Here is a 26,080-nt window from a genome sequence, read left to right on the forward strand (position 1 = left end):
GATCGGCCTCCTCGGCTAACGAGTAGAAGAACTCGTTTGCAGGATAGAAGCACCGATGAATTTGTAATAGTTAAAGTTTTATTGGTTATCCATAGCCTACTGCTTATACACGCTCAGTTCCTTCACACGCGTGATCTTCTCGATCAGATGCGCGCCTTCTTCCATCAGGAAGCTTTTGAACGCTACGGCAACCGGCGGCAGACGTTTGTTCTTTCTATGCACGACATACCAGTTGAGCATGACGGGAAAGCTCTCGACATCCAGCACGACCAGATGGCCCAGTTGCAATTCGAGGCTGATGGTATGGGCCGACAGGAACGCGATGCCCATGCCGGCAATCACCGCCTGCTTGATCGTTTCGGTACTCTTTATTTCCATCGCGATCTTCAGATTGGAGAGGCGCCCGGCAAAACCTTCTTCCATCGAATTCCACGTGTCGGAGCCGCGTTCGCGCACGATGAATGCTTCGTTAGCGAGCTGGCTCATCCTGATGTTGCGCTTGTGTGCAAGCGGATGTGTTGGCGCTGCCACGATCACGTAAGGGTGGGGCGCGAACGGTTCGTTGGTGGCGTCGGTTTCATGGGGCGGACGCACCATGACCGCGAGATCGGTTTGATTCGTCGACAACTGATGCAGCAGTTCTTCCCGATTGTGCACTGCGAGGTTGAGAACGACACCGGCATAGCGGCGCGTGAATTCGGCGAGCAGGCGCGGAAAAAAGTAGTCGCCCGCACTAATTACCGCCACATTGAGTTTGCCGCCCGAGACGCCCTTGAGCTGACTCATGGCCTCGTCGACTTCGTGGAATTGCTGAATGATCGCGCGGCTGTAGTGAAGCATTTCGGTGCCGGCCGGCGTGAGGTAGATCTTTTTGCCGAGTTGTTCGAACAACGGCAGGCCCGCGTGTTCTTCGAGTTGCCGAACCTGGGTGGAGACCGCAGGTTGCGTCAGATGCAATTCTTCGGCGGCACGCGAGAAACTCAGATGGCGCGCCACCGTTTCGAACACCTTTAGTTGCCGCAGAGTCGCATTGCGCATCGTCATGGCCGATGTATAAGCAAATGTGAATCGACATAATAACAAACTTTAATTATTGGTAATTCAGCAATGACCCTAGCATGTAACTGTAAGAAGCGGAATTGCCGCCTTGATACCCGGGTTAACGTGTGTATCCGGTGAGGAAGGAGGAACGGCTTGTCAGTACTTCTGGAACACGCAATTGAATGATCGGAATAAAAGAACTTCCGAAAAAGCGATGATTGATCGACATCGCCTTTATAGAAAAGAACTGGGAGACAAATAATAAATTTTCCCGAAGAGCAAGGCTTTTCGGGTCACAACCAAAAGGGACTCAACAGCACGGCGTGTCCTCCGGAGAACTTCCTCCGGAGCGTTGACCGGCTGCACTAATAAATAGTGGAGACAAGGCTCATGGACAATATCACCCAGCAAACGCCCCGGCTATTTTTGGGGAACCGTTGGTGGCAACTCGTCATCGGCATGGTGTGCATGGCTCTGGTGGCGAATCTGCAATACGCGTGGACATTGTTCGTCACACCGATGAACGCGCGGCATCACTGGAGCGAAGCGTCCATTCAACTTGCCTTTACGATCTTCATTCTCACCGAGACGTGGCTCGTGCCATTGGAAGGCTTGCTGGTCGACAAATTCGGACCTCGGCCAGTGGTTGCCGTGGGTGCGATATGCGCGGGTCTGTCGTGGGTGATGAATTCGTATGCGACGACGCTCGGTGTTCTCTACCTTTCCGCCGTGATCGGCGGCATCGGCGCGGGTGGCGTGTACGGTACCTGCGTCGGCAATGCGCTCAAGTGGTTCCCCGATCGACGCGGGCTCGCAGCAGGGCTGACTGCTGCGGGCTTCGGCGCGGGCGCGGCGATTACCGTCATCCCCATTGCCAACATGATTACCCGCTCCGGCTACGAGCACGCGTTTTTCTTCTTCGGCATCTTGCAGGGCGTCAGCATTCTGATTCTTGCGCTGACGTTGCGCAGGCCGACGCCGCGTCAGCAGGCGGTGCGCAAGACCCGCTTCGCGGTGTCGAAAGTCGACTTCACTGCGGGACAGATGATCAGAACACCCGTGTTCTGGGTCATGTATGTGTCGTTTGTCGCTGTAGCAGCAGGCGGTTTGATGGCCACCGCGCAAATCGGTCCGATTGCAAAAGACTGGGGCCTTGCTCGTATTCCGATGTCGCTTTTCGGCATGACCCTGCCGCTGCTTACCGCCACGCTTTCTATCGACAATATCTTCAACGGCTTGACGCGTCCGTTGTGCGGTTTTATTTCCGACAAGATTGGCCGCGAAAACACGATGTTCGTGATCTTTATCGGCGAAGGTCTGGCCTTGCTCGGCATGATGCAGTTCGGCACCAATCCCTACGCGTTCATGACCTTCGCCGCTCTGATCTTCCTTTTCTGGGGCGAGATCTTTTCGATCTTTCCGGCAATCTGCGCCGATACATTCGGCAGTAAATATGCAACGGCCAATGCCGGAACGTTGTACACCGCCAAAGGCACGGCGGCGCTTCTCGTGCCGATTGCTTCGGTGCTCGCGGCCATGGGCGGATGGAGTCTCGTATTCACCGTCTCTGCAGTGATCACGATTGCTGCGGGCATTTCGGCGAAGTTTGTCCTTGCGCCGATGCGTTCACGCTGGATCGAGTCGCATAACGAACCTCAGGGCGTGCTGGCGGTTGCAGGCAATGGGCACGGTCCGTCGCGGCTGAGCAACTGGCCTGAGCAGACAGGGGAATAGGCGTGAGCCACGCGCGCGCGACAGCGATATCGGTAGCCGCTTCGGTCATCGCGTCATGAACGTCTCATTGCAGCAACTCAAGGTATTCGTCGCCGTCGCGCGTGAGCGAAGTTTTACTCGTGCGGCGCGCGAATTCGATCTGACGCAATCGGCGGTGAGCCGGTGCGTGCGCGAACTCGAAGACGCCGTCGAATTGAAACTCTTCGATCGCACTACGCGTCAGGTCGAATTGACGAATGCAGGTGCAAGTCTCGAAAGAAGAATCGGCAGGCTACTGGACGAAATAGAACTGACATTGCGGGAAGAACGCGCAGCGTACGACGGACATACCGGCGTCGTGGTGGTCGCGAGTAATCCCGTGTTGTCGTCAGGTTGGGTCGCGCAGTCTCTTGCCCGTTGTGCCGACGCTTATCCAGACCTGGTCGTGTCGATTAAAGATCAACCGCAAAGTAGCGTGCTCGCGAGTGTCGAGCAGGGCGAAGTGGACTTTGGCGTAGTGTCCGTTGCCGAGCCACTCGCTGGCGACTTGCTACATGCGCAGGTGCTTTTCACGACTCCGCTGCATGCGCTTATACCGGCCGTGCATCCATTGGCGAAGCGTAATCATGTCGAATGGCGCGAGTTGAATGAATGGACGCTCATCACGCTAAACGGCGATGCAGGAATACGCGCCGCGCTCGAAGTAGCGTTCAACACGAATCAATTGAAACGGCGACCGTTGCAGGAACTCGGTCACGTTGCCGCTGTTTCTCGCATGGTCGAACTGGGAATGGGCGTCGGCGTTTTGCCAATCGACGGGCATTGGCCGTTGCCCGCAGCGTCGCTGGTCACGCGTCCACTCGTTCCTGAGACGACGGTGACAACAGTGCTGGTGCAGCGGCGGAATCGTTCTCTGCGGCCCAACGCCACTGCGGCATGGGCTCAATTTGCTGCCACTGTCATTGCCAGCGACTCGTCGCCGCTAACGGCACCTCTCGCTTCGCAGAATTTCAGTTGGAAGGCTGCAACGTCAGGCCATACCGTTTTGCACGAACCCTAGTTTCGTTCCGGTTGCCAGCACCCGTTCACGATCGATACGCCGGCAGTCAGCCGCATAACATCACACACACGGAGCTTCATGATGGAAACTGATACCGACCTCAGGCATCACGATCTGCTGATCGACGGCAAGCGCCTGCCGCCCGGCACCGGAGAATATTCCGTCGACATCAACCCGGCTACCGAAGAACCGATTGCGCTGGTAGCGCAAGGCAGCGCCGCCGATGTCGATGCCGCCGTGCGCGCCGCGCGTGCCGCGCTGAAAGTGTGGAACGCGTTGCGAGCGGCAGAACGTGGCCGCATTCTGATGCGACTTGCCGGATTGATGCGCGCGAACCTCGACGAACTTGCCGCGCTCGAAAGCCTCGACGCCGGTAAGCCGATTGCCGCCGTGATGCGTCAGGACATTCCCGCCGCGATCGATACGCTCGAATATTACGCAGGCTGGTGCGACAAGATCAATGGCCAGGTGGTGCCGACGCGCCCCGATGCATTGACGTACACGTTGCGTGAGCCGGTGGGCGTGGTCGGCGCAATCGTGCCGTGGAATTTCCCGTTGATGATCGGCATGTGGAAGATCGCGCCCGCTCTTGCATGCGGTTGCACGCTGATCGTCAAGCCCGCTGAAATTACGCCGCTCACTGCATTGCGTATCGGCGAACTGGCGCTCGAAGCGGGCGTGCCTCCCGGCGTGTTGAATATCGTCACCGGCAAGGGGCGCGTGGTGGGGGATGCGATGGTGGCGCATCCAGGCATCGACAAGGTGACGTTCACCGGATCGCCGTCGGTCGGGCGCGGCATTTTGCAGGGTGCGGCCGGCAACTTCAAACGCGTCACGCTGGAGTTGGGCGGCAAATCCGCCAACCTGATTTTCCCAGATGCGAATCTCGATAACGCCGTGCGTGCAGCAGCATCGGGCATTTTCTTCAACACCGGGCAAGTGTGTTCAGCAGGCTCGCGGATTCTTGCGCATCGCGATGTGTATGACGAAGTCGTAGAGCGCCTGGCCGCACGCGCGAGGTCGATCAAGATAGGTGATCCGTCGGCGCGCGAAACGTCGATGGGGCCGCTGATTTCCGCGTCACAAATGAAAACGGTGCTGGGTTATGTCGACGCGGGCCGCGCCGAAGGTGCGCGACTCGTGACTGGCGGCGCGCGGGTAGGCGAGCGCGGTTTCTTCGTCGAACCTACTGTTTTTGCGGACGTCGAGCACGAAATGCGCATTTCGCAAGAAGAGATTTTCGGACCTGTAGCCAGCGTGATTCGTTTCGAAGACGAAGCCGATGCAATCAGAATTGCCAACGGCACGTTGTACAGTCTCGCGGCCGGCGTGTGGAGTGCGGATATCGGGCGAGTACATCGGGTCGCGCGAGACCTGAAGGCGGGGACCGTGTGGATCAATACGTACGGCTACACCGATGTGCGGTTACCGTGGGGCGGTTCCGGCGATTCGGGCTTTGGTCGCGAGCACGGGGATGTCGCCATTGAGAACTTCACTGAACCGAAAGCGGTGTGGCTGGCAATTGACCAATAAATAGCCCGCGATTTAACGGCATAAAAAAGGATCGAACGCGATTTGCGTTCGATCCTTTTTGTCTATTCAATCCCCTTGCAATGCCATTCGCTCGCGCAGTTTGATCAGCGCCAGCACCACGTCGATGGTGGGCGTAGGCTCGGACACGAGACGGCCCATTTCCTGAACCACCGTCAATAGCGGATCGATTTCCATCGGCCGGCGATTTTCCAGATCGACCAGCGTCGACGTTTTATGCGCGCCGACCGCGCCCGCGCCATCAATGCGCTTTTCCACGTCGACGCGAAAGTGCACGCCGAATTGATCGGCAATGCGCTTCGCCTCGAGCATCATCGTGCGTGATACCGCGCGGGTGCCGGGGTCGCTGGTGAGCACGTCGAGCGTTGCATGTGTCAACGCGCTGATCGGGTTAAAACACAGATTACCCCATAATTTAAGCCATATTTCGTCGCGGATATTGTCACGGATCGGCGCTTCAAAACCTGCCGACTGCATGATCTCGTGCAATTGCTGAATGCGCGGCGTGCGCTCGCCACCGGGCTCGCCAATCGGGAATTTCTTGCCGTACACATGTTTGATGACGCCCGGTTCGACAATTTCCGCTGCAGGATAGAGCACGCAACCAATCGCCCGTTCAGGGCCGAGTTTGGTCCATTGACCACCGTCCGGGTCGACACTCGCGAGGCGCGTGCCGGCAAAGCGTCCACCATGCTGATAGAAGTACCAGTACGGAATGCCGTTCACGCCCGTGACGATGGCTGTGTGTTTGCCGAGCAGAGGCTGCATTGCATCCACCACGCCGGGGAGCGAGTGCGCTTTCAACGTAACGATCACGAAGTCCTGCACGCCCAGCTCACGCGGGTCGGACGTGCAGCGTACGGGCGCGCTGAAAGTCTCGCCGTCCATGATCAGACGTGCGCCGTGTTCGCGCATTGCGGCCAGATGTGCGCCGCGTGCAATAAAGCTCACGTCCGCGCCGGCGCGTGCCAGTTGCACACCCATCAAGCCGCCGATTGCGCCCGCGCCATAAATGCAGATCTTCATGATGCCGCTCCCTTGACTGTAAAAAGTCTCTCGCCGCGCCGCATCATTCCATGCGTGTTCAGCAACGGCGCCTTTGCCTGAGGATATGAGGGTGCGACGAATACGGATAGTTAAAGTTTCTCGGGGGATGTATTAAGGATGGCTTATGGGTGATTCGCTATCCAGAGTATTGGATCAGCTATTCGATCCGCGAGTGTTGTCAGGCGGTTGATATGCGTGGCCTGCCACAATCAAGGTCTGTAACTCAATCACCCCCTCCGAACCGCCAAAAAACTTACCCCAATCGCGGCCAGAAAACCCCCACAGCATCGATTGAACCAGCGCCGTACTTTTGCCCGCATTAACCATTTCCCGAGATACATTCCTGCCCACGAATAAAGCGCAATGGCGACCCATTCGAGCACCAGAAAACTCGCGCCTAATACCGCGAATTGAGGAAGTACCGGCTGCGTGACATTCACGAATTGCGGCAGAAAAGCGGTGAAAACGAGAATTGCCTTCGGATTGCCGGCAGCCACGAGGAACTCTTGCCGCGCAATGCGCGCAAGCGATGCATCCTGAGGCTGCGACGTGTCGATAGCGGGCGCGTCGCTGCGCCAGAGTTGAATGGCAAGCCAGATCAGATAACCCGCGCCGGCCAGTTTGATCGCGAGAAAAAACCATGCGGATGCATGCAGGACGACAGCGAGTCCGGTGGCGGCAAGCACAAGCATCATCGCAAATGCGACCAGCCTTCCTGTGCCGCCGATGCAGGCCGTCATGAAACCGTGGCGTGCGGCCACATTGATCGACAGCAGATTATTGGGCCCCGGCGCGAGATTGATCGCGAAGCAGGCGGGCAGGAAGAACAGCCAGGCGGTAAGGGACATGACGGCTCGCACGGTAAGCTGAATTTGTAGCGAATCGCGCAGTGGGGGAGCGGGCGCGATAACCTGGTCAAATCCGAATTGTAGCGAGACTGTGGAATGCCGGTGTCGTCGATACTCTTATCGAGTACCGTTCAATTCAATTTACCGCTTTAACGAAGCCGGGATCGCCGATCAACGTATCGACGCTCAGCTTGACCGTATCTTCAATGGCAATTGTGCTGCTGGTGAATTTCGGCGACTTCTGCCGGACCGTTTGGGTGGTCGAGTACACGACCTTGTGGGTGGCAGCATCGGTAACCACGTAGTGCATCTTCAAGGTCCAGATGGTCGGCGACCGGGCGTCGTCCACCTTGAACATTTCGATGCTGCCGCTGAGTACCCGCTTGCTCGCGCTCAGATGAAACCCGGCAACCTGCAGGCTGTTCGCGACGCTATTGCGCACCACCTCGCAAATATCGTCCTTGAGGATGATGCCGGTCATTGCCGTATTTTCAATCCGATTCGGCGACACCTGTCCGCTGAGGGCCGGCATATAGGCGAAGTCGTGGGCAGGAGCCACGCTCAGCCATCCGGTGGAATGCACGGCCGCGCGCGGGGCGCTGTTCAGGCCGAACCACGACCAGGAGCAGGCGGACAGCATCAACGGCAACGCAACTGTGCCGCAGCCCTTGAGCACGGTCGATCGCAACGACGCGCGCGCGGTGCGCGGTAGAGACCGGCTCCGTTGCAGTGACTCAGGTGCTGTACTGGAAAAAGCGTCGATCGAGGTCAGAGGAATTGGCCTTTCAAATGAAGTTCATCCCGGCAGATAGCAGCATGGTAACAGCGCTGTGGACCCATGCCCGTTTCGGGGCGCTTACGCAGAGTGAATTCCCGCTGGCTCGCTGGTCATGCAGGCCATTTCTTCAATGCCGCTTCTGCCGGGAAAATCCGCGCAGCAGAGGTTATCTCACGACAATAACCGCAGTGTGTGAAAGTCGTATGCCGGCTCGTTTTAAAGGTGAGCGTTCAGGGGAAGCCGGCCTTGCCCTGAGTCATATCCACCAAAGAGAGCTGCGCGGCGTCGAGCGCATTGACCGGCAAACGGATTGTCATCTTCACCAGCATTGCGTAGGCGCTATCCGCGAGTGCATATCCTTCGGCGTCGATCCATCGGCGCACTTTGGCTTCATCCGCGTAGCTCACTTCGACGGTCAGCGAAACCTGAGCAATCCTCTCGATCCTCGGTGCGTCCAGCAAGGCGGACGCGATTGCATCGGTATAGGCGCGCACCAGCCCGCCCGCGCCGAGTTTCACGCCGCCGTAATAGCGCACGACGGCGGCCAGCACGCCGTCCAGATCGTGATGCCGCAGCACTTCGAGAATCGGCCTGCCGGCGGTGCCGGACGGCTCGCCGTCGTCGGACATGCCGGACTGGCCGCCTGCCAGCAGTGCCCAGCACACGTGAGTCGCAGCAGCATGTTCTTCACGTAGCCGACGCAATTCGGCCATCGCCGCGTCGCGGTCGGCAACCGGTATCGCGTACGCGATGAAACGGCTCTTGCGAATGTCGAGTTCCGCGCTCAGCGCCGCGGGCAAGGTATAGGTGGGCACGGCAAAAACTTCGGTAGATAAAAGGTGCGGGCCTCGTGCGGTCCGTTTGCCGCCATGGTAACGGATCGCGGCGCGGGCCGAAGTCCCGGAAAAGAATGCGGGCTTGCCCACGGGCGTTCGGGCGAGCACGAGGCGGGCGGATCGGCCTTCACGTGTTCGTCTACAATTGGCGGCTAAACACGCGCATCCACCAGGGCTGGCGCGTCAAACAGGAGACGACATGCTTGATCTAGCCACGTTGGGGACTTTCGTAGCCGTTGTGCTCGGACTCTTTCTGATTCCCGGGCCGGCCGTGCTGCTTGTTTTGACTCGCACCGTGCATGGCGGACGCAAAGCCGGCATTCTCACGGGGCTCGGCATCGCGGCGGGCGATTTCATTCATACGCTGGCTGCGTCGATCGGTCTGTCGGCGCTGTTGATGACGTCGGCACTGGCTTTCAACGCAGTGAAATTTGTCGGCGCCGCGTACCTCGTTTATCTCGGCGTCCGCGCGTTGCGCGAAAAGCCGTCGAACGACGGACAGGCCGCGGTTGCTCCTGCACCGGTATCGATATCGGCGTCGAAGGCGTTTTTTCAGGCCATTCCCGCAGAAGTTCTGAATCCCAAGACGGCGCTGTTCTTTCTCGCGTTCCTGCCGCAATTCGTGCGGCCCGAACACGGATCGACGTTTTTTCAGTTCACCACGCTTGGGTTGATCTTCGTTGGCATGAGTGCGCTTTATACGACGCTGATCGTGTTGACCATTCGTCCGCTGGGCAAACTCGTCAAGCGGATGACGTGGCTGGCTCGCTGGCAGAACAAGATTATCGGTGTGCTGTTTATTTCGCTTGGGCTGCGTGTTGCAACGCAAACGCGCTGACCGTGTCACGCCGGTGCTTTCGTTTAAAGCGCAGCACCGGATCAGTGAGCGATAGACAACGCCAGCAAAATCGTCGAAGAAACGATGGTGATAAAAAGGCAGGTGGCGATGAGCATGTTGTACGGATAGGTCATGGCAGGGTCGTCGATCGTGGCGGGCGGAATGGGGCATGATAGGCAGAACAGTTCCACCCGACTGTCAACCATTGCAAAATGCAGCGCGGGCAACGACATGTCCGCGCGATTTCCGAGCCGACCATGCGTGACATTCCCTCTTCCACAACGCCCGAATCTGCGCCGGACATCGAATTCTGGTTCGATTTCGGCAGCAACTACAGCTACCTCAGCGTCATGCGTATCGAAGCGCGAGCGCTGGCGCATGGCGTGAATATTCGCTGGCGTCCGTTCCTGCTTGGCCCTGTTTTTCGTGACCTCGGTTTCGAGAATTCTCCATTTGTATTGCAGAAGGAGAAGGGCGCGTACGTATGGAAAGATATGGAGCGGCAATGCCGCAAATACGGCATTGCGCTAGTGCGTCCGAGTACATTCCCGCGCGCCGCGCTGCTCGCCATGCGCGTGGCGTTGCTGGGCGCAGAGGAGCAATGGATTGGCGCGTGGTGCCGCAAGATCATGCAGCTCAATTTCGCCGACGACCGCGATATCGGTTCAATTGAAGTCGTGACTGAAGCGCTGGAAGAATTGGGCCTGCCCGCGCAGCAGATCATTGCCGATGCGCAGAGCGACGCCAACAAGCTGCGTCTGCGGGAACAAACGGCGGCCGCTGCGGCCAGGGGTATTTTTGGCGCACCGACGTTTTTTGTCGGAGATGAAATGTTCTGGGGCAATGATCGTCTGGACGATGCGCTCGACTATTGCGATTCGATCGCAACGCACAACTGACGGGGAAGAACCTGATCGGCTGACTGCTGGAAGCTGCTATTCGTCGCCATGCTGGCAGAAGCGGCGGCCCGGCACATGCGACACGACAGCCTGAGCGATCTCAAGGGCGGTGCTCTCCGCGGGGACCACGCGGCGGCTCGATTCGGGGTTGTGTTTCATGGTCCATTCGACGAGCCGGTATGAGCGTCCCCACGGCGGCTGCAGTGGGTCGGAGACCTTGCATGAGTTGATCTGCCGGGCCCATTCGTTGCCGGGCATGGCGCGCAGGTATTCGACTACCGTCTCTTCAACCATGGTTTGACTCCTTCTTCGCGGGCGTTTGCCCGTTGTTCGGCGTGTCGTCGATGTTCCGGAGAAAAGGCGCCGCCGGTGCTCTGGCGGCTCAACAGGGGATGTTGTGCGTGCATGGTTGCAGGGAAGAATTAAGCGAAACTTAAAAGGCATAAACCCGCGCCCGCCGCGAATTTTTTCTCAAGACTGAGTCGGATTGGCCGTTATTACAGCGGTTGGGGCTGCAAAACCCCGTTTCGCCTTCGGGCCCGCCTTGCTGATAACGTGACGAATCTCGCTCAAACGCCGCTTTCCGACCGCCTGCGCTCGCTCGTCGACACGGTTCAACACAACGAGCGCACCCTGCGCCGATTTCAGAATGTCGAATTGCGTTTGATCGGCTCGCGGGACTTCGCGTCGTTCCTCGACACCTTGTTCCGTCATTTGCCGGAGGAGTTTTCCCTGTCGCGTGTGACGCTGTGGCTCGACGATCGCGCGCCAATGCTGCTCGAACTGCTCGACCCCTCTGCGTTGCGCGACCTCGATTACGCCAGTCTGAAGACCTCGCGCGAGGGCGGTCTCGCCGCGCAAGGCCTGTGCGAAGAGGGGCGACCGTGGTTGGGGCGGCCGCATGAACTGGATGACACGTTTCGCCACGCGTTCTTCGGCAGTGCGCCGGCGCCGGCCAGCGCGATTCTGCTGCCGCTTGCCGCGGGCGATACCGTCAGCGGCTATCTGTGCCTCGGCAGCGACGACCGGGGGCGTTTCGGTGAAGGCATGGCGACGGACATTCTGGAGCGCTTTGCGAGCATCGTCACGGCCAGTCTGGACAACGTCGCGCATCGCGAGCGGCTCAAGCAGCTCGGCATGACCGACTCGCTGACCGGCCTCGCCAACCGCCGTTATTTCGACGAGCGGCTGCGCGAGGAACTGATGCGTGCGGTTCGTTATGGCGTGCCGGTGGGCTGTCTATTTATCGATATCGATTGTTTCAAGCGTATCAACGATACGTACGGCCATCAGACCGGCGACCGCGCGTTAGCCGCCGTCGCCGCGTGTGTGCGCCAGCAGGTGCGGCTCGGCGATACCGTCGCGCGATATGGCGGCGAGGAATTCGCGGCGTTGCTGCAAGGCGACCGGGCCGACGCGCTCACGGTCGCCGAACGCGTGCGGCTGGCGGTCGAGCGGCTGGATTTGCAGGACGATCACGGCGAGCGCATTGCGTTGACCGTGTCGATCGGGGTCGCGGCGCGCACGGTCAACGGTGCGCCCGCGGAGGCTGTCACGCTGGGTCGCGCGATCATGGAAGAGGCGGACCGCGCGATGTATCAGGCCAAACGCAATGGCCGTAACCGGATCGAGGCGCTGGTTAGAGCCGACGGCGATCAGGTCGCTCAGACGGAGCGGTGAAGCTGCAGCGGGCCGCGTTCGAAAATCTCTAAAGCCTGGCGTTGCCGGTTCCACATGCAACCGGCAACGCGCCTTGAAGCCGCAGAGACCCCGTTAGGGCCGCCTGAAGCCGCTTAACAAAGCGGCCTCAACACCCCACTTACGGCAGCGCCGTTTCCGAAACCGGCGGCGTCTTGCCCAGTTCCTTCCTCACGCCTTCCGCGTAACTCGGGTCGATCTTTTCGAACAATGCCAGTTGCCGTTCGATGATTTCTTTCGACACACCCGCCATGCCTTCCGCGATGTTGCAGAAGAAGCGCTCACGTTGCGCTGCATCAAACAGCTTGAACAACGCCCGCGGATGGCTGAAATAGTCGTCGTCCTCGCGATGATCGTAGCGCTGGATCGTGCCCTCCGCCTTCAGCGGCGGCTCGTTCACCGACGGGTCCTGCGCAAACGCGCCAAAGCGGTTCGGCTCGTAGTTCGGCGTGGCGCCGAGATTGCCGTCCGTGCGCATGCCGCCGTCGCGATGATAGGTGTTCACATTCGGCGCACGCGGTGCGTTGACCGGAATCTGATGATGGTTGATGCCGAGGCGATAGCGGTGCGTGTCGCCGTACGAAAAGAGCCGGCCCTGCAGCAGACGATCCGGCGAGAAGCCGATGCCCGGCACGATATTGGCCGGCGTGAACGCGGCCTGTTCGACATCCGCGAAATAGTTTTCGGGGTTTTTGTTCAGTTCGAGCACGCCGACATCGATCAGCGGATAGTCCTTGTGCGACCACGTTTTCGTGATGTCGAACGGATTTTCCTTGCGCGAATAAGCTTCGGCTTCGGTCATGACCTGAATGCAGAAGCGCCATTGCGGGAAGTTCTTCTTCTCGATCTCTTCGAACAGATCGCGTTGCGCGCTTTCCCGATCGCGGCCGATCAACGCGGTCGCCTCGGCATTCGTGTAATTCTCGACGCCCTGTTTCGACTTGAAGTGGAACTTCACGTAGAAACGCTCGTTTTGCGCATTGATCAGCGAGAACGTGTGCGAGCCGAAGCCGTGCATTTGACGGTAGTTCTTCGGAATGCCGCGATCGCTCATCAGAATCGTCACCTGATGCAGCGATTCGGGATTGCGCGACCAGAAGTCCCACACCATGTTCGCGTCGCGCAGGTTGTTCTTCGGGTCGCGCTTTTGCGTGTGAATGAAATCGGGGAATTTCAGCGGATCGCGGATAAAGAACACCGGCGTGTTATTGCCGACCAGATCCCAGTTGCCTTCTTCCGTATAGAACTTGATCGAGAAGCCGCGCACGTCACGCTCGGCGTCGGCCGCGCCGCGTTCGCCCGCGACGGTCGAAAAACGCAGGAACAGCGGCGTGACTTTGCCGGGTTCGAAGACCTTGGCCTTGCTGTAACGGGTGATGTCGTGCGTCACGGTGAGCGTGCCGAATGCGCCGGAGCCTTTGGCGTGAACGCGGCGCTCGGGAATGACTTCACGGTCGAAATGCGCGAGTTTTTCGATCAGCCAGAAGTCTTGCAGCGTAATCGGACCGCGCGGACCGACGGTTTCGGAATTCTGGTTGTCGCCCACCGGCGCGCCGGCGGCGGTCGTCAAAGTTCGATTCGTCATTGCGATTCCTTAGCTTTCTTGCGGGGGAGATGCATGGATCGCTCTTCGGCGACCGATGCGAAACGTTGCGCCGGACGGCCAGCCAGGCGATCCAGTGCGACTTTTAGTCTAGCAAGGCTTGTGGGGCGTTGCTGAGTCAAAAGTTGTTAATAGATCTGAACAGACCAGGCGGCGCATTGGCGCTTATGCCCAACGGCCGGGCCGCCTTTCCTATCGGTCGCGACGCATTTAAACCCCTGCTAAACCCCCGGCGCGTCCGGCAGTACGCCGAGCAACTGCAACGCGCCGGCCGTTACGCTGCTGAATACCGGTCCGGCCACCGTGCCGCCGTAGAACGCCTTGCCGGCCGGGTCGTCGATCATCACGGCGACGATCAACTGCGGGTCGCTCATCGGCGCCATGCCGACGAACAGCGCGCGGTAGCGGTTTTTCGCATACGTCGCACCGACCTGCTTGCGCGCCGTGCCGGTCTTGCCACCCGTCCGGTAGCCTTCCACGTTGGCCGCGCGCCCGGTGCCGCCCACGCCGGTGGCCATCTCCAGCATCGCGCGGATCGAGCGCGCGGTGGCCGGCCCGGTCACCCGCTGATGCCGGTTCGACGGCAACGCGGTCTCCGTGCCTTCTGCGCCACGCTCTGCGTCCTGCCGCAACAGACTCACGCGATGCATCGTGCCGTCGCCGGCATAAGCGGTGTAGACCTGGGCGATCTGCAATAAAGACGTGGACAGCCCGTAGCCATACGCCATCGTCGCCTGTTCGATCGGACGCCAGCGTTTGTACGGGCGCACCTTGCCCGACGCCACGCCCGGAAAGGTCAGTTCGGGCCGCACGCCGAGTCCGTATTCCTGATATTTGTTCCAGATTTTCTCGGCGGGCAGGTTCAGCGCGAGTTTGGCGAGCGCGATATTGCTCGACTTCTGCACCGCCTCGGCGACGGTCATCGCGCCGTGATTCGACGTGTCGTGGATCACGGCCGGGCCGATCTTGTACCAGCCGGGCGCGGTGTCGATGATGCTTTGCGGCCGCACCTTGCCTTCGTCGATGGAGAGCGCGACGACCACCGGTTTGATCGTCGAGCCAGGCTCGAAGGTATCGACCACGGCCCGGTTGCGCAGTTGCCGCCCGGTCAGCCCCGCGCGGTGGTTCGGATCGAAGCTCGGATAGTTGGCGAGCGCGAGAATCTCGCCGTTGCGCGCGTCGAGCACCACGACGCTGCCGGCTTCGGCGTGATGTTTCGTGACGGCGTCCTTCAGCTGCGCGTATGCGAGTTGCTGGATGCGCCGGTCGATCGTCAGGTGGATGGTGTCGCCGTTCTGCGCGGGCACTCGTGGCCCGATGTCGGACACCACCCGCCCGAGCCGGTCGCGGATCACCTCGCGCTGGCCCGGCACGCCAAGCAACTGCTCGTTGGCCGCGAGTTCGACGCCTTCCTGGCCGTTGTCCTCGATATCCGTGAAGCCGACCACGTGCGCCGCCGATTCGCCTTCAGGGTAAAAGCGCTTCGAATCGGCGATCTGCGTGATGCCCGCAATGCCTTCTTTCGACAGACGCGCGGCCGTGTCGGCATCCACCTGGCGCTTGAGCAGCACGAAGCTCCTGTTGCCGTTCAGACGGCGGCGTAATTCATCGCGCGGCAAGTCGAGCAGCCTGGCCAGCGGTACAAAGGCAGTTTCGTCGATCAGCTTGGGGGAGGCCCAGATTTCGTACGTCGCGAGGCTGACCGCGAGCATCGAGCCGTTGCGGTCGACGATCCGCCCGCGCGTTGCATCGAGTTCGATCGTGCGCTGGTAGCGCTTTTGCCCCTGATCGACATAGAAGTCCTGATTAACCACCTGAATCCAGAACGCGCGTCCCGCCAGCGACGCGAACGCGGCGAATACCAGCAGCAACACGAATCTCGAGCGCCATTGCGGCAAACGCGCGGCCAGCAGCGGATTTTTCGTCACGGGTGCGTACTGATCTTGCGACTGCGATTTCTTGTTCTGGATCATGGGCGCGGAAAACGGACAGTTCGATTGACGATAATGGCCCTGATTGTAAAGAAAACGTAATGTTGACGCGAGCGCCGCGAAAGGTAGCCGGTTCAATCGGCCTTCGCCATGGCAGCGCCGCGTCCCGCAATAAAAAAGCCGCGCGGACTTATAAAATCCGCACGGCTCTCTCGTTCGATTAATGCGTCGACTCCGACGCGGCGTGTTAAAGAGGCGCTCCCGGCCTGTCGAGCGCCTTCTTTTTTCGCTTACGTTTGCTGGCTCAACTCCTCCTCAAACCGGCAGCGCAAAGCTCGAAATCGCCTCGCGCAGCACGCCCACCTGGTCCTTCAGCGAGTGGGCGGCAGCAGCGGCCTGCTCGACCAGCGCGGCGTTCTGCTGCGTGACCTGATCCATCTCGCCGACTGCACGATTCACCTGTTCGATGCCTGCGCTCTGCTCGCGCGACGCGTTGCTGATCTCCTCCAGAATCTCGTTCACGCGACGCACCGACTGCACGATCTCGCCCATCGTCGAACCGGCATTGGCGACCAGCGACGCGCCCGCTTCGACGGTATCCGTCGAGGTTTCGATCAGCGCCTTGATCTCCTTGGCGGCCGTGGCCGAGCGCTGCGCGAGGCTGCGCACTTCGGCAGCAACCACCGCGAAGCCGCGACCCTGTTCGCCCGCGCGGGCTGCTTCGACGGCGGCGTTGAGCGCCAGAATATTGGTCTGGAACGCAATGCCGTCGATCACGCCGATGATGTCGCCGATCTGCCGCGAGCTGCTGGTGATCTCGCCCATGGTCCGCACCACGTCGTCGACGACGCGGCTGCCGCGCGTTGCGACGTCCGCCGCCTGACCGGCGAGGTGCGCGGCCTGCATTGCGCTGTCCGCGTTCTGTTTCACGTTGACCGTCATCTGATCCATGCTCGACGCGGTTTCGACCAGCGCGGCCGCTTGTTCCTCGGTGCGCTGCGACAGGTCGGTATTGCCGGCGGCGATTTCCGTGGCGCCGACGTTGATGTTCTCCGTCCCCAGCCGCACGCGCGAGACGGTTTCGACCAGCCCGGCCTGCATCGTCTGAAGTGCGTGGAGCAGGCTGCCATTTGCGTTAGGAGACACCTGCACGCGAGTGGCGAGATCGCCGCGCGCCATCAGTTGTGCATGTTCGACGGCCACTTCGAGATCGCCGCCGAGCGAGCGGCGAATGCTGCGCAACACCAGCAGCATCACGGCCGTGGCGACTGCGCCGAGCGCCACCGTGATCGCAAGCCAGCGCAACAGGTTCGCGTAGAACGCGCTTTGCACGTCGTCCATGTACATGCCGGTGACGAGATACCAGTCCCACGGCGCGAAGCGGGCCGAGTAGCTGGTCTTCGGCACTGGCTTTTCGCTACCGGGCTTCGCCCACAGATAGTCGACGAAACCGCCGCCCTCATGATTGCCCTGATTGACCATGTCGACGAACAGGTGATTGCCGAGCGGGTCGGTGAATTGCGCGACGTTCTTGCCGTTCAGTTCGGGCTTGATCGGGTGCATCAGGATGACGGGCTGCGAATCGTTGACGGAGATATAGCCGTCCTTGCCGTAGCGCATGCTCGCCAGCATGTCGAGCGCCTGCTTTTTCGCTTCGTCTTCGGGGAGTGTGTGTTGTTGGGCCAGCGCGTAATAGTGGCCGACGATGTGATTGGCCTGGTCGATCAGCGAGATCAACTGGGCGCGTCGGTCGGAGATCATCGACGCGCGGTTTTGCCATGCGCCGAAGCTGCCGATCAGGATCAGACCAATCCAGAGGACCGCGATCATCGAGGCGAGTTTTTTGTTCAGAGTCATAGCAATGGGGAGGGCTTTCGCAAGGAGGTCGGTCAGAGTGGATTTGCTTGTAATAGCTGGCTGCCAGCTAACTGTGTTTACGGCGCGCGCGGATTTATTCCGCAGGCAGGGGAAACCCGCTGTTTTTTAAGCCGTATTTGTCTGATCTATTGACCCCTGCACGAGCTTTATCGCGATTTTTTCAATTTGCTTTATGAGGTGTTTATCCGATTGTCTATTGCGGAGTTTTATATTGACCCAGCCGGTTGGATATGTGAATGGCAGATATTGGGAGGCAGTAAATAATTCGCTTTTGTTAAATAGGTACGGAGATTAAAAATCGGGATGCACGTCGGCCTTTAAATGCCGAGTAAGCAGTCATCTGAGCCGCCGATCCTTGCCTGTCATGAGTTGCGTCACGATTCCACAAAACGCCAATTAAATCCAAAATTATCCGCAAATGGCGAAGAACGCAAAAAACGACACATTTCTCCACTTAATCGCAACGACGGAAAATCTTCGTCATCAAAAAGACGCATTAATAAAAATTCCGCTATAGTCGCCATTTTCCAGTCGCCAGCCGGGCAAAAAGAGTATCGATAAGCCCGCTATCAGGAGTAGAAAAATGAACGCCCGCGAACCCGCATTTATCGCCACTTCCCGCAGCGCACGTTTGCGCCAGATGCTGTTGAGCAACGAACTCGAATTCATCATGGAGGCCCATAACGGCCTGTCCGCGCGAATCGTTCGTGAAGCCGGCTTCAAGGCGATCTGGGGCTCGGGTCTCGCGATTTCCGCGCAATACGGTGTGCGCGACAACAACGAAGCGAGCTGGACCCAGGTCGTCGATACGCTCGAATTCATGGCCGACGCGAGTGATCTGCCGATCCTGCTCGACGGCGATACCGGCTACGGCAACTTCAACAACGTGCGCCGCCTCGTGCGCAAGCTCGAACAACGCGGCATTGCCGGCGTGTGTATCGAAGACAAGCAGTTCCCGAAAACGAACAGCTTCATCAACGGCGAAGCGCAGCCGCTCGCCGACATGGACGAGTTCTGCGGCAAGATCAAGGCCGGTAAAGACTCGCAGTCGGATGAAAATTTCTCGATCGTCGCGCGCGTCGAAGCGCTGATCGCGGGCTGGGGCATGGACGAAGCGCTGCGTCGCGCGGAGGCGTACCGGCAAGCCGGCGCCGACGCGATCCTGATTCACAGCAAGCTGTCGCGTCCTGACGAAATTCTCGAATTCGCGCGCGAATGGGCCGGTCGCGGTCCGCTCGTGATCGTGCCGACCAAGTACTACAGCACGCCGACCGAAGTGTTCCGCGAGGCGGGCATCAGCACGGTGATCTGGGCGAACCATCTGATCCGCTCGGCCACCTCGGCAATGCAGGCGGTCGCGAAGGAAATTCATTCGAGCGAAACGCTGGTCAACGTCGAGGACAGCATTGCTGCGGTCAACGAAATTTTCCGTCTGCAGGATGCCGACGAATACTCGGAAGCGGAAGACCGCTATCTGTCGAGCGGCCGCGCGGCCGGCGCAGCGGTCGTGCTCGCGGCGAGCCGGGGCAAGGGCCTCGAAGCCGTGACCGAAGACCGTCCGAAAGTGATGCTGCCGATCGCCGGCAAGCCGCTCTTGCGCTGGCTGGTCGACTCGTTCAAGAAGCAGGGCGTCAACGACATCACCGTGGTCGGCGGCTATCGTGCCGATGCGATCGAAACGGCGGGCATCAAGCTGGTCGTCAACGAACAGCATGCGCAAACCGGCGAACTCGCTTCGCTCGCCTGCGCCATCGACAAACTCGCGGGCGACACCGTGATCTCGTACGGCGATCTGCTGTTCCGCAGCTACATCCTGCGCGATCTGGTGGAAAGCGAAGCGGCGTTCAGCGTGGTGGTGGACTCGTCGCTGACCGACGCGGAAAACGCCAGCGTGCGCGATTTCGCATGGTGCTCGACAGCCGACGATCGCGGCCTGTTCGGCAGCAAGGTGACGCTGCGTCATGTGTCGAGCGGACAGGATGCGTCGGCGGCAATCGCTTCGCAAACGCCGCATGGCCGCTGGGTCGGTCTGCTGAACGTACGCGATGCAGGCCGCGAGCGTTTGCAAAAGGTGATGAGCCAGTTGCAGGCGCGTCCCGACTTTGCGTCGCTCGACATGCCCGCGCTGCTGAACGCGCTGATCGAAGCAGGTGAGTCGATCGAAGTGCAATACGTGCACGGTCACTGGCGCGGTGTGAACGACCTCGAAGACTTCCGTCGCGCCGGCGATTTCGCGCACGCGCAAGCGCCGTTCGCCACCGGCGACAACGCGGCGAAGGGCGCGAAGAACGGAGCCGCGCAATGATCGAGGCGGCACAGTTCGTCGAGGCGGCGCGCGAGCGCGGCTTCGACTGGTACGCGGGCGTGCCGTGTTCGTATCTGACGCCGTTTATCAATTACGTGCTGCAGGACGAATCGTTGCATTACGTATCGGCAGCTAATGAGGGCGATGCGGTTGCGTTGATCGCGGGCGTCGCGCTGGGCGCGCAGAACGGCCGGCGCGGCATCACGATGATGCAGAACTCCGGCCTCGGCAATGCGGTGAGCCCGCTCACGTCGCTCACGTGGACCTTCCGTCTGCCGCAATTGCTGATCGTCACGTGGCGCGGCCAGCCCGGTGTCGCCGACGAACCGCAGCACGCGCTGATGGGCCCCGTCACGCCCGCGATGCTCGACACGATGGAAATTCCGTGGGAGACCTTCCCGACCGAAGCCGATGCCATCGGCCCGGCACTGGATCGCGCCACCGCCTACATGGACGAAACCGGCCGCCCGTATGCGCTCGTGATGCAGAAGGGCAGCGTCGCGCCGTACGAGTTAAAGGACAGCGGCGTTAGCTCGCGCCGCGCTGCGATTGCGCCGCGTGCGCAGTTCCGCGATGTCGCCGCGAGCGAACTCGCCACGCGCCACGACGCGCTGCAGAAGGTGATCGCGCATACGGCTCTCGACTCGACGGTGGTGCTGGCATCGACTGGATTTTGCGGCCGCGAACTCTACGCAATCGACGACCGTCCGAACCAGTTGTACATGGTCGGCTCGATGGGTTGTGTGACGCCGTTCGCGCTGGGTCTCGCGATGTCGCGTCCCGACCTGCACGTGGTCGCGGTCGACGGCGACGGCGCCGCGCTGATGCGGATGGGCGCGTTCGCGACGCTCGGCGCGTATGGTCCGTCGAATCTCACGCATGTGTTGCTCGATAACGGCGCGCACGACTCGACCGGCGGCCAGGCGACGGTGTCGTCGCAGGTGTCGTTTGCGGGCGTGGCTGCGGCGTGCGGTTATGCGTCGGCGGTGGAGAGCGACGACCCGGCCGTGATCGACGAACTGTTCGACGCGCCGCTCGCCGACGGTCCGCGCTTCGTGCGCCTCGCGATTCGCCGCGGCACGCCCGATGGCCTGCCGCGTCCCACCATCACGCCGCCCGATGTGAAGACGCGTTTGATGCGCCACATCGGCGCGGCATAGAGCAAGGAGAGCACTGATGTTGCTGCTGAACCCAGGTCCGGTGACGCTGACCGAACGCGTTCGCAACAGCCTGTTGCAGACCGATTTGTGCCATCGAGAAAGCGAGTTCTTCGACTTGCAGGAAGAGGCGCGCACGCGTCTGGTCGAGTTGTACGGTCTCGACGCCGCCGAATGGCAAGCCGTGCTGATGACCGGCTCGGGCACGGCGGCGGTCGAAAGCATGACGGCGGCGCTGGTGCCGCACAACGGCAAGCTGCTGGTCGTCGAAAACGGCGTGTACGGCGAGCGTATTTCGCAGATCGCCACGCAGTACGGCATCGCGCATGAAGCGCTGAAGCACGACTGGATGCAGGCGCCCGATCTCGCGAAGATCGTCGAACGTCTCGACGCGGACAAGGCGTTCACGCACGTCGCGGTGATCCATCACGAAACCACGACAGGCCGCCTGAACGATCTGGCCGCACTGGGCGAGTTGTGCCGCGCGCGCGGCTTGCGATTGCTGGTGGACGGCGTCAGCAGCTTCGGCGCGGAGCCGATCGATTTCGCCGATACCAGTCTCGACGCAGTCGCGGCCACCGCGAACAAGTGTCTGCATGGCGTGCCGGGTGCGTCGTTCGTGCTGGTGCGGCGTGCCGCGCTCGCGCAGGCGGCGAGCCGCACTTACTACCTCGACCTCGGGCGTCTTGCGCGTTTGCAGGATCAGCGCAATACGCCGTTCACGCCGTCGGTTCACGCGTATTACGCGCTGGTCGAAGCGTTGCGCGAAATCGCCGACGAGGGCGGCTGGCGCGCACGTCACCAGCGTTATGCGGCGCTTGCCGAGCAGGCGCGCGCGGGCCTGGCCGAGCGTGGAATGGCGAGCGTGTTGCCGCCGGAGCAGTCGTCGGTGGTGTTGCGCGCGTACCGGTTGCCGGAGGGCATCGCGTATCCGCAACTGCACGATGCGTTGAAGGCGCGCGGCTTCGTCATCTATGCCGGGCAGGGCGGTTTGTCGGCTGAACTGTTCCGTATTTCGACGATGGGCAATATTCATGCTGCCGATATCGACCGGCTGTTGCAGGGGTTTTCCGAGTTGATGCGGTGAGGGCCACACGCCGCCTGGGCACTGAGATGCGCGGGCGGGGTTGAGTCGTGACCATGCAGTGGACGGCGGCGGTAAGGCTGGCCGTCGGCGTGTAGTCGAAGTGACTTAACCTTGTCACGCAACCCGGTAACGGCGGGATGCCGTATGACACGGGCCGGAGCCAGGCGGCGGATCGCAACTGCATTCGCCGCCGCTTTCTCAGGACCAGGGCCCGCGCGCCGTGTGCATATCTTGCAATGCCGCCCGGCGACCGCGCGCAGGAATCACACCGGGTCTTTATCCGGCGGCCCATCGGGCCGTTGCGGCTCCTCCACATGATGACCGGGCGACGGCGGGACCAGTGGATCGGCTTCCGGGTCGCGGTTCGGATCCGCATTCGGATCGGGAATCGGACTGGTATGCATGTCGTAACTCATGACCTCACCTCGTAGTGAAAGCGCGTATCCAGCCGGGCGATGAAGCCCGGCCGCGCGCCAATTCCATCGGTTTTCCTCAAGCGTAGACGCTGGCGGCGCGCGTCGCCTCGTTACTTTTTCGATCGACGGCCAACGCTCAATTGCCAGTAGCGCTCAGTGGCGAAGATATCGTCGTAATTGCCTGCGCCGAATGCCCGCAACTGGCTCGCGTACGCATTGACCGCTTCGCGCTTGAGTTGCAGGCGACGCTGGACGTCGATCGTATGGCCCGCGCTCGGATGCGCGGGCGTTGCCACCACGCCGCGCTGCGCGAGGTCCGCGAGACGCGCCTGAACGACGCCGGGCGTGCGCCGGTGGATCGCCTCCTCGTAACCGAACCACGCCAGATGCGACAGCCGAGGCAGAATTTCGCAGCAGGCTTCGAAAACCCGCACGTGATCGTCGTGATACAGACCGAGCGGCATCAGCAGCGTGTTCGCGGTCGTGCGATAAATGGTTTCCTCCAGCGCGGCGGCCATCTTGCTGATCGATGGCGAGTCCGAATACTGGCTGTCGCGAAACGGCATGCGCAGCGGGATCGCGTCGAGTACCTCGAGCGCGCGGTTGTCCTCCAGCGTGCGCTCGTGGATCGCCTCGGAGGCACTCGCGAAGCCCGACTTTTCATCCCATTCCGTGTGCATTTCGTGCTCGGGCGGTGCGGCGAACACAGTGCAGACGGCCGTGTCCGGGTGAGCGGCGAGCAGGGCGCCGCAACTGAAGACGGCGTCGTCGAAATGGGGCGAGACGATGAAAAGGCGTGGGCTGGTTTCGCTCATTGGACCGGGGCGGTTGGGGTGTGCGGTTGCCTGGCTGCGTTTTGAAGCGTGGGCTGGTTTGGGTTTGTAGCGGCGCGCGCGAAAAACGCGGCGTCACATCAGCTTAGGCGGAATCGGGGCGGCTTGCGCAGCGGTTGTGGGGTCGCAAGGGGTGTGCCTGGGATGGGGGTATGGAGTCGCTCGCTATTTGCACCAACTCATCGCCTCCCGCAGAAGCTCACCATAAAACGCCCAGCGTTCCCGAATCGGCTCACCTTACCCAACCGAATGCGCACGCGCTCGCAGCCTCAACGAACCAGACTACCCGCCCTCCGCCGCCAACACAGCCGCGCGCCGGAACGCCATCACAATCGCCTCGACGATGTCTTCCCGCAACCCGGCATCCGCCGTTCTCAGCGCGTAGGACGGATGCCAGGTCGGCACGATCAGCCGCCCGTCATGAGCGATGGTCTGCCCCAAATATTCCGACAGGTTCACATGAAGCCCAGTGAGGGTTTTCAGCGCGGTCGCCCCAAGCGCGACGACCACACGCGGCGCGACCTGCGACAACTCCTGCGCCAGCCAGAACTGGCATGCCTCGACCTCGCGAGGCTCGGGTGCGCGATGAACCCGCTGCTGACCGGCTTGCCGCCGAAGCTGTTGATCGGGCGCCTCCCACTTGTAATGTTTGACCGCATAGGTCAGATACAGCCGGTCGCGGTCGAGACCGGCGCGCTCCAGCACGACGTCCAGCAGTTGTCCGGCCGCGCCCGTAAAGGGCTTGCCGTGCCGATTCTCGTGCTCACCGGGTTGTTCGCCGACCGCCATGATCGTCGCGTGCGACGGCCCGACGCCCGCGACGGCCTGCTGCGCGTTGCGCCACAACGCGCAACGCCGGCAGGTGGCGAGCGGACCGTCCGGATCGCGGAATGGCGGCGTTATCGCGGAGTATTCGACCGGCGGAGGCGGCGGCACGGTGACGACAGCGCTTTGTGCACCGAGACGGCTGCGCGCGCGAGCCAGAGGCGCGGGCAGCGGCGGCCCGGCAGGCGGCATTCGCCAGTAGAGCAACGACACGGTCGCCGGGACGGTACCGGAGACGCTGGCACTGGCGTAATACGCGAGCCAGAGAGCCTCGGTGGGTTCGCTGGTGACTGCTTCGCCGCACATCGCGCTAGCTGACGGAGCCTGCGCGGTTGCGGCGGGTTCTTCTATTTCTACCAACGATTGGCCGATACGCAGCAGCATGCCGTTCCAGAACACTGCGCCGCGTGGCGTGGCCAGCATCCACGTGGATTCGCCCATGGGTCCGGCGAATATATCTGCGGCCCGCTCCAGCAGATCGTGCTGCGGCTCCTGCCAGCCGACGAACTCCGGCGGTCCCATTGAAGGGTCGCGCCTGCGAAACCGCGTGAGACTTCGCAGCTTGTCGGTTTCCGGTTCGACAGCCTGGACGCGTTGCGCCAGCAGCGCGCCGTCGGGATCTTCCGGGCTGATGACGTGCCGTTCGCCATGTGCCCAGCGCCAGAGGACGCGATAGAGCAAGTGCCATCGATCCGGCGCCGGGAAACAGGCAGCGTCCTTTAGCCGGTTGAGCAGATCACGCGGTATTGCCGGAGGGTTTGGGGCCGCAGCCGCCGGCTGCCGGCTGTCTGAAAACGCTGAATTTTCTGTACCTTCGAGCCACTCGACCGACGCCGGTTCGACTCCTTGACGCAGCAGTTCGCGCGCCGCGTGGCGCCATGCGGCAAAGGACGGTTCGATCGAAATGCGTTTCATGCGAACACGCGATGGCACGCGCGGTGAGAACACCACCACGCAAGGCAAAGCGGACAAAATACTGTATGGATATACAGTATGCGCCTAAAGCCGCATCGGAATCAACCCGCAGCTAAACGTTGCGCAGATCCTCGGGTGTATCCACGTCGCGCAGAATGCCCGGGTCGTCGACGTCCAGCCTCGTCACGAATTGCGACATCAGTAAGGATTTCGCGCCGGTGTCTCCGTCTAGCGTGAGGAGGGCATCGCGGTGCTCGATGCCGAAGCCGACCGGATGACCCCGCTGTCCCAGATAGAACGGCGCGGCGAGCGACGCGCCGTCGTCGAGCGCGCGGGCCACGGTTTCAATGGTGGTGGTGGCGATGCGCGGCATGTCCGCCAGTGCGACGATCCAGCCGTCGGCGTCGTCGCTGGCCTCGATCCCGGCCGCGAGGCTCGCGCCCATGCCGCGTCCGGCGTCGTGCGCAAACACCACGTCGCAACCGGCGTCGTTCAACAGCCGCGCGAGGGCGTCGGAACCGGGCCGCACCACAGCTAGCACGCGCGTCACGACCCGCAGCAAACGGTGCGCGGATTCATGCGCGACCGGCGTGCCATCGGGCATACGTGCAAGCAGCTTGTTATGCAGACCTTCCGGATCGAAGCGCGATCCGAAGCCGGCGGCGAGCAACACGCCAGTGGCGAGCGAAGCGTAGGCCATGGGCGGGCACCGGTAGAGAGAGTGACGTCGATTGTGCGATGCAACGCGGTCACAGGCAAGCGCGAATAAAGTCTTATCGCGGCTGCTTTGAGTGCGTTTTCAGGCAAAAGGATTTCGCCGC

23 protein-coding genes are annotated in these 26,080 nt (G+C 61.2%); 9 read left to right on the forward strand and 14 right to left on the reverse strand.

Annotation, left to right across the window (positions count from 1 at the left end; translation table 11 throughout):
• Positions 1-96 precede the first annotated feature (96 nt).
• Entirely contained in the window at positions 97-1,044 is a 948-nt protein-coding gene (locus tag BLS41_RS18755; RefSeq protein ID WP_074767521.1) for a LysR family transcriptional regulator, read from the reverse strand.
• Between the two features lie 387 nt (positions 1,045-1,431).
• Between BLS41_RS18755 and oxlT the strand changes: the two genes are divergently transcribed.
• The 3 genes from oxlT to BLS41_RS18770 all read left to right on the forward strand — a co-directional run bounded on the left by oxlT (position 1,432) and on the right by BLS41_RS18770 (position 5,347).
• A complete protein-coding gene (gene oxlT, locus BLS41_RS18760; protein WP_074767523.1) occupies positions 1,432-2,775 on the forward strand; it encodes an oxalate/formate MFS antiporter in 1,344 nt (447 codons plus the stop codon).
• Between the two features lie 55 nt (positions 2,776-2,830).
• Entirely contained in the window at positions 2,831-3,814 is a 984-nt protein-coding gene (locus tag BLS41_RS18765; RefSeq protein ID WP_074767525.1) for a LysR family transcriptional regulator, read from the forward strand.
• A gap of 81 nt (positions 3,815-3,895) precedes the next feature.
• A complete protein-coding gene (locus BLS41_RS18770; RefSeq protein WP_074767527.1) occupies positions 3,896-5,347 on the forward strand; it encodes an aldehyde dehydrogenase family protein in 1,452 nt (483 codons plus the stop codon).
• Between the two features lie 66 nt (positions 5,348-5,413).
• On the opposite strand, the gene BLS41_RS18775 is transcribed toward BLS41_RS18770, so the two are convergent.
• From BLS41_RS18775 to BLS41_RS18790, 4 genes are all read right to left on the reverse strand, one after another.
• Positions 5,414-6,391, reverse strand: coding sequence for a 2-dehydropantoate 2-reductase (locus BLS41_RS18775; RefSeq protein ID WP_074767529.1), 978 nt, complete (start codon positions 6,389-6,391; stop codon positions 5,414-5,416).
• Between the two features lie 248 nt (positions 6,392-6,639).
• On the reverse strand, positions 6,640-7,260 hold the full coding sequence (locus tag BLS41_RS18780; protein WP_074767531.1) for a LysE family translocator: 621 nt from the start codon (positions 7,258-7,260) through the stop codon (positions 6,640-6,642).
• Between the two features lie 136 nt (positions 7,261-7,396).
• Complete coding sequence (locus BLS41_RS18785) at positions 7,397-7,936, reverse strand: hypothetical protein (RefSeq protein WP_074771042.1); 540 nt, start codon at positions 7,934-7,936, stop codon at positions 7,397-7,399.
• 332 nt (positions 7,937-8,268) lie between these two features.
• Positions 8,269-8,853, reverse strand: a complete 585-nt coding sequence (locus BLS41_RS18790; protein ID WP_143026314.1) for an IMPACT family protein — start codon at positions 8,851-8,853, stop codon at positions 8,269-8,271.
• Between the two features lie 220 nt (positions 8,854-9,073).
• Here BLS41_RS18790 and BLS41_RS18795 point away from each other — a divergent pair, with 220 nt between their 5' ends.
• Positions 9,074-9,712 carry a LysE family translocator gene (locus BLS41_RS18795; protein ID WP_074767533.1) on the forward strand — a complete coding sequence of 213 codons (639 nt, stop codon included), beginning with the start codon at positions 9,074-9,076 and terminating at the stop codon, positions 9,710-9,712.
• Positions 9,713-9,753: 41 nt separating this feature from the next.
• Here the strand turns inward: BLS41_RS18795 and BLS41_RS18800 are convergent, their stop codons facing one another.
• Complete coding sequence (locus BLS41_RS18800; RefSeq protein WP_074767535.1) at positions 9,754-9,945, reverse strand: hypothetical protein; 192 nt, start codon at positions 9,943-9,945, stop codon at positions 9,754-9,756.
• A gap of 24 nt (positions 9,946-9,969) precedes the next feature.
• On the opposite strand from BLS41_RS18800, the gene BLS41_RS18805 reads away from it, so the two are divergent.
• On the forward strand, positions 9,970-10,611 hold the full coding sequence (locus tag BLS41_RS18805) for a 2-hydroxychromene-2-carboxylate isomerase (RefSeq protein ID WP_074767537.1): 642 nt from the start codon (positions 9,970-9,972) through the stop codon (positions 10,609-10,611).
• A 36-nt stretch (positions 10,612-10,647) separates the two neighbouring features.
• Here the strand turns inward: BLS41_RS18805 and BLS41_RS18810 are convergent, their stop codons facing one another.
• On the reverse strand, positions 10,648-10,905 hold the full coding sequence (locus tag BLS41_RS18810) for a DUF2866 domain-containing protein (protein WP_074767539.1): 258 nt from the start codon (positions 10,903-10,905) through the stop codon (positions 10,648-10,650).
• Positions 10,906-11,166: 261 nt separating this feature from the next.
• On the opposite strand from BLS41_RS18810, the gene BLS41_RS18815 reads away from it, so the two are divergent.
• A complete protein-coding gene (locus BLS41_RS18815) occupies positions 11,167-12,291 on the forward strand; it encodes a GGDEF domain-containing protein (RefSeq protein WP_074767541.1) in 1,125 nt (374 codons plus the stop codon).
• Positions 12,292-12,430: 139 nt separating this feature from the next.
• On the opposite strand, the gene BLS41_RS18820 is transcribed toward BLS41_RS18815, so the two are convergent.
• The 3 genes from BLS41_RS18820 to BLS41_RS18830 form a co-directional block, all read right to left on the reverse strand.
• A complete protein-coding gene (locus BLS41_RS18820) occupies positions 12,431-13,894 on the reverse strand; it encodes a catalase (protein ID WP_074767543.1) in 1,464 nt (487 codons plus the stop codon).
• A 239-nt stretch (positions 13,895-14,133) separates the two neighbouring features.
• A complete protein-coding gene (locus BLS41_RS18825; protein ID WP_074771044.1) occupies positions 14,134-15,885 on the reverse strand; it encodes a peptidoglycan D,D-transpeptidase FtsI family protein in 1,752 nt (583 codons plus the stop codon).
• Between the two features lie 273 nt (positions 15,886-16,158).
• Complete coding sequence (locus BLS41_RS18830; RefSeq protein WP_074767545.1) at positions 16,159-17,700, reverse strand: methyl-accepting chemotaxis protein; 1,542 nt, start codon at positions 17,698-17,700, stop codon at positions 16,159-16,161.
• Positions 17,701-18,304: 604 nt separating this feature from the next.
• On the opposite strand from BLS41_RS18830, the gene aepX reads away from it, so the two are divergent.
• The 3 genes from aepX to BLS41_RS18845 are packed head-to-tail and all read left to right on the forward strand — an operon-like array spanning position 18,305 to position 22,270.
• Positions 18,305-20,026, forward strand: coding sequence for a phosphoenolpyruvate mutase (gene aepX / locus BLS41_RS18835; protein WP_074767547.1), 1,722 nt, complete (start codon positions 18,305-18,307; stop codon positions 20,024-20,026).
• On the forward strand, positions 20,023-21,186 hold the full coding sequence (gene aepY / locus BLS41_RS18840) for a phosphonopyruvate decarboxylase (RefSeq protein WP_074767549.1): 1,164 nt from the start codon (positions 20,023-20,025) through the stop codon (positions 21,184-21,186). The genes aepX and aepY overlap by 4 nt, the downstream gene beginning before the upstream one ends.
• 16 nt (positions 21,187-21,202) lie before the next feature.
• Positions 21,203-22,270, forward strand: coding sequence for a 2-aminoethylphosphonate aminotransferase (locus BLS41_RS18845; RefSeq protein ID WP_074767551.1), 1,068 nt, complete (start codon positions 21,203-21,205; stop codon positions 22,268-22,270).
• A 263-nt stretch (positions 22,271-22,533) separates the two neighbouring features.
• Here BLS41_RS18845 and BLS41_RS39070 read toward each other — a convergent pair whose 3' ends face one another.
• From BLS41_RS39070 to BLS41_RS18860, 4 genes are all read right to left on the reverse strand, one after another.
• Entirely contained in the window at positions 22,534-22,686 is a 153-nt protein-coding gene (locus BLS41_RS39070) for a hypothetical protein (protein ID WP_008921009.1), read from the reverse strand.
• A 110-nt stretch (positions 22,687-22,796) separates the two neighbouring features.
• Positions 22,797-23,501: a PIG-L deacetylase family protein gene (locus tag BLS41_RS18850; protein ID WP_074767553.1), complete on the reverse strand. Its 705-nt coding sequence runs from the start codon at positions 23,499-23,501 to the stop codon at positions 22,797-22,799.
• 300 nt (positions 23,502-23,801) lie between these two features.
• A complete protein-coding gene (locus BLS41_RS18855; RefSeq protein ID WP_074767555.1) occupies positions 23,802-25,259 on the reverse strand; it encodes a UdgX family uracil-DNA binding protein in 1,458 nt (485 codons plus the stop codon).
• A gap of 112 nt (positions 25,260-25,371) precedes the next feature.
• Positions 25,372-25,959, reverse strand: coding sequence for a nucleotidyltransferase family protein (locus BLS41_RS18860; protein ID WP_074767557.1), 588 nt, complete (start codon positions 25,957-25,959; stop codon positions 25,372-25,374).
• Positions 25,960-26,080 lie beyond the last annotated feature (121 nt).

This window comes from Paraburkholderia fungorum, from assembly GCF_900099835.1.
Classification (GTDB): domain Bacteria; phylum Pseudomonadota; class Gammaproteobacteria; order Burkholderiales; family Burkholderiaceae; genus Paraburkholderia; species Paraburkholderia fungorum_A.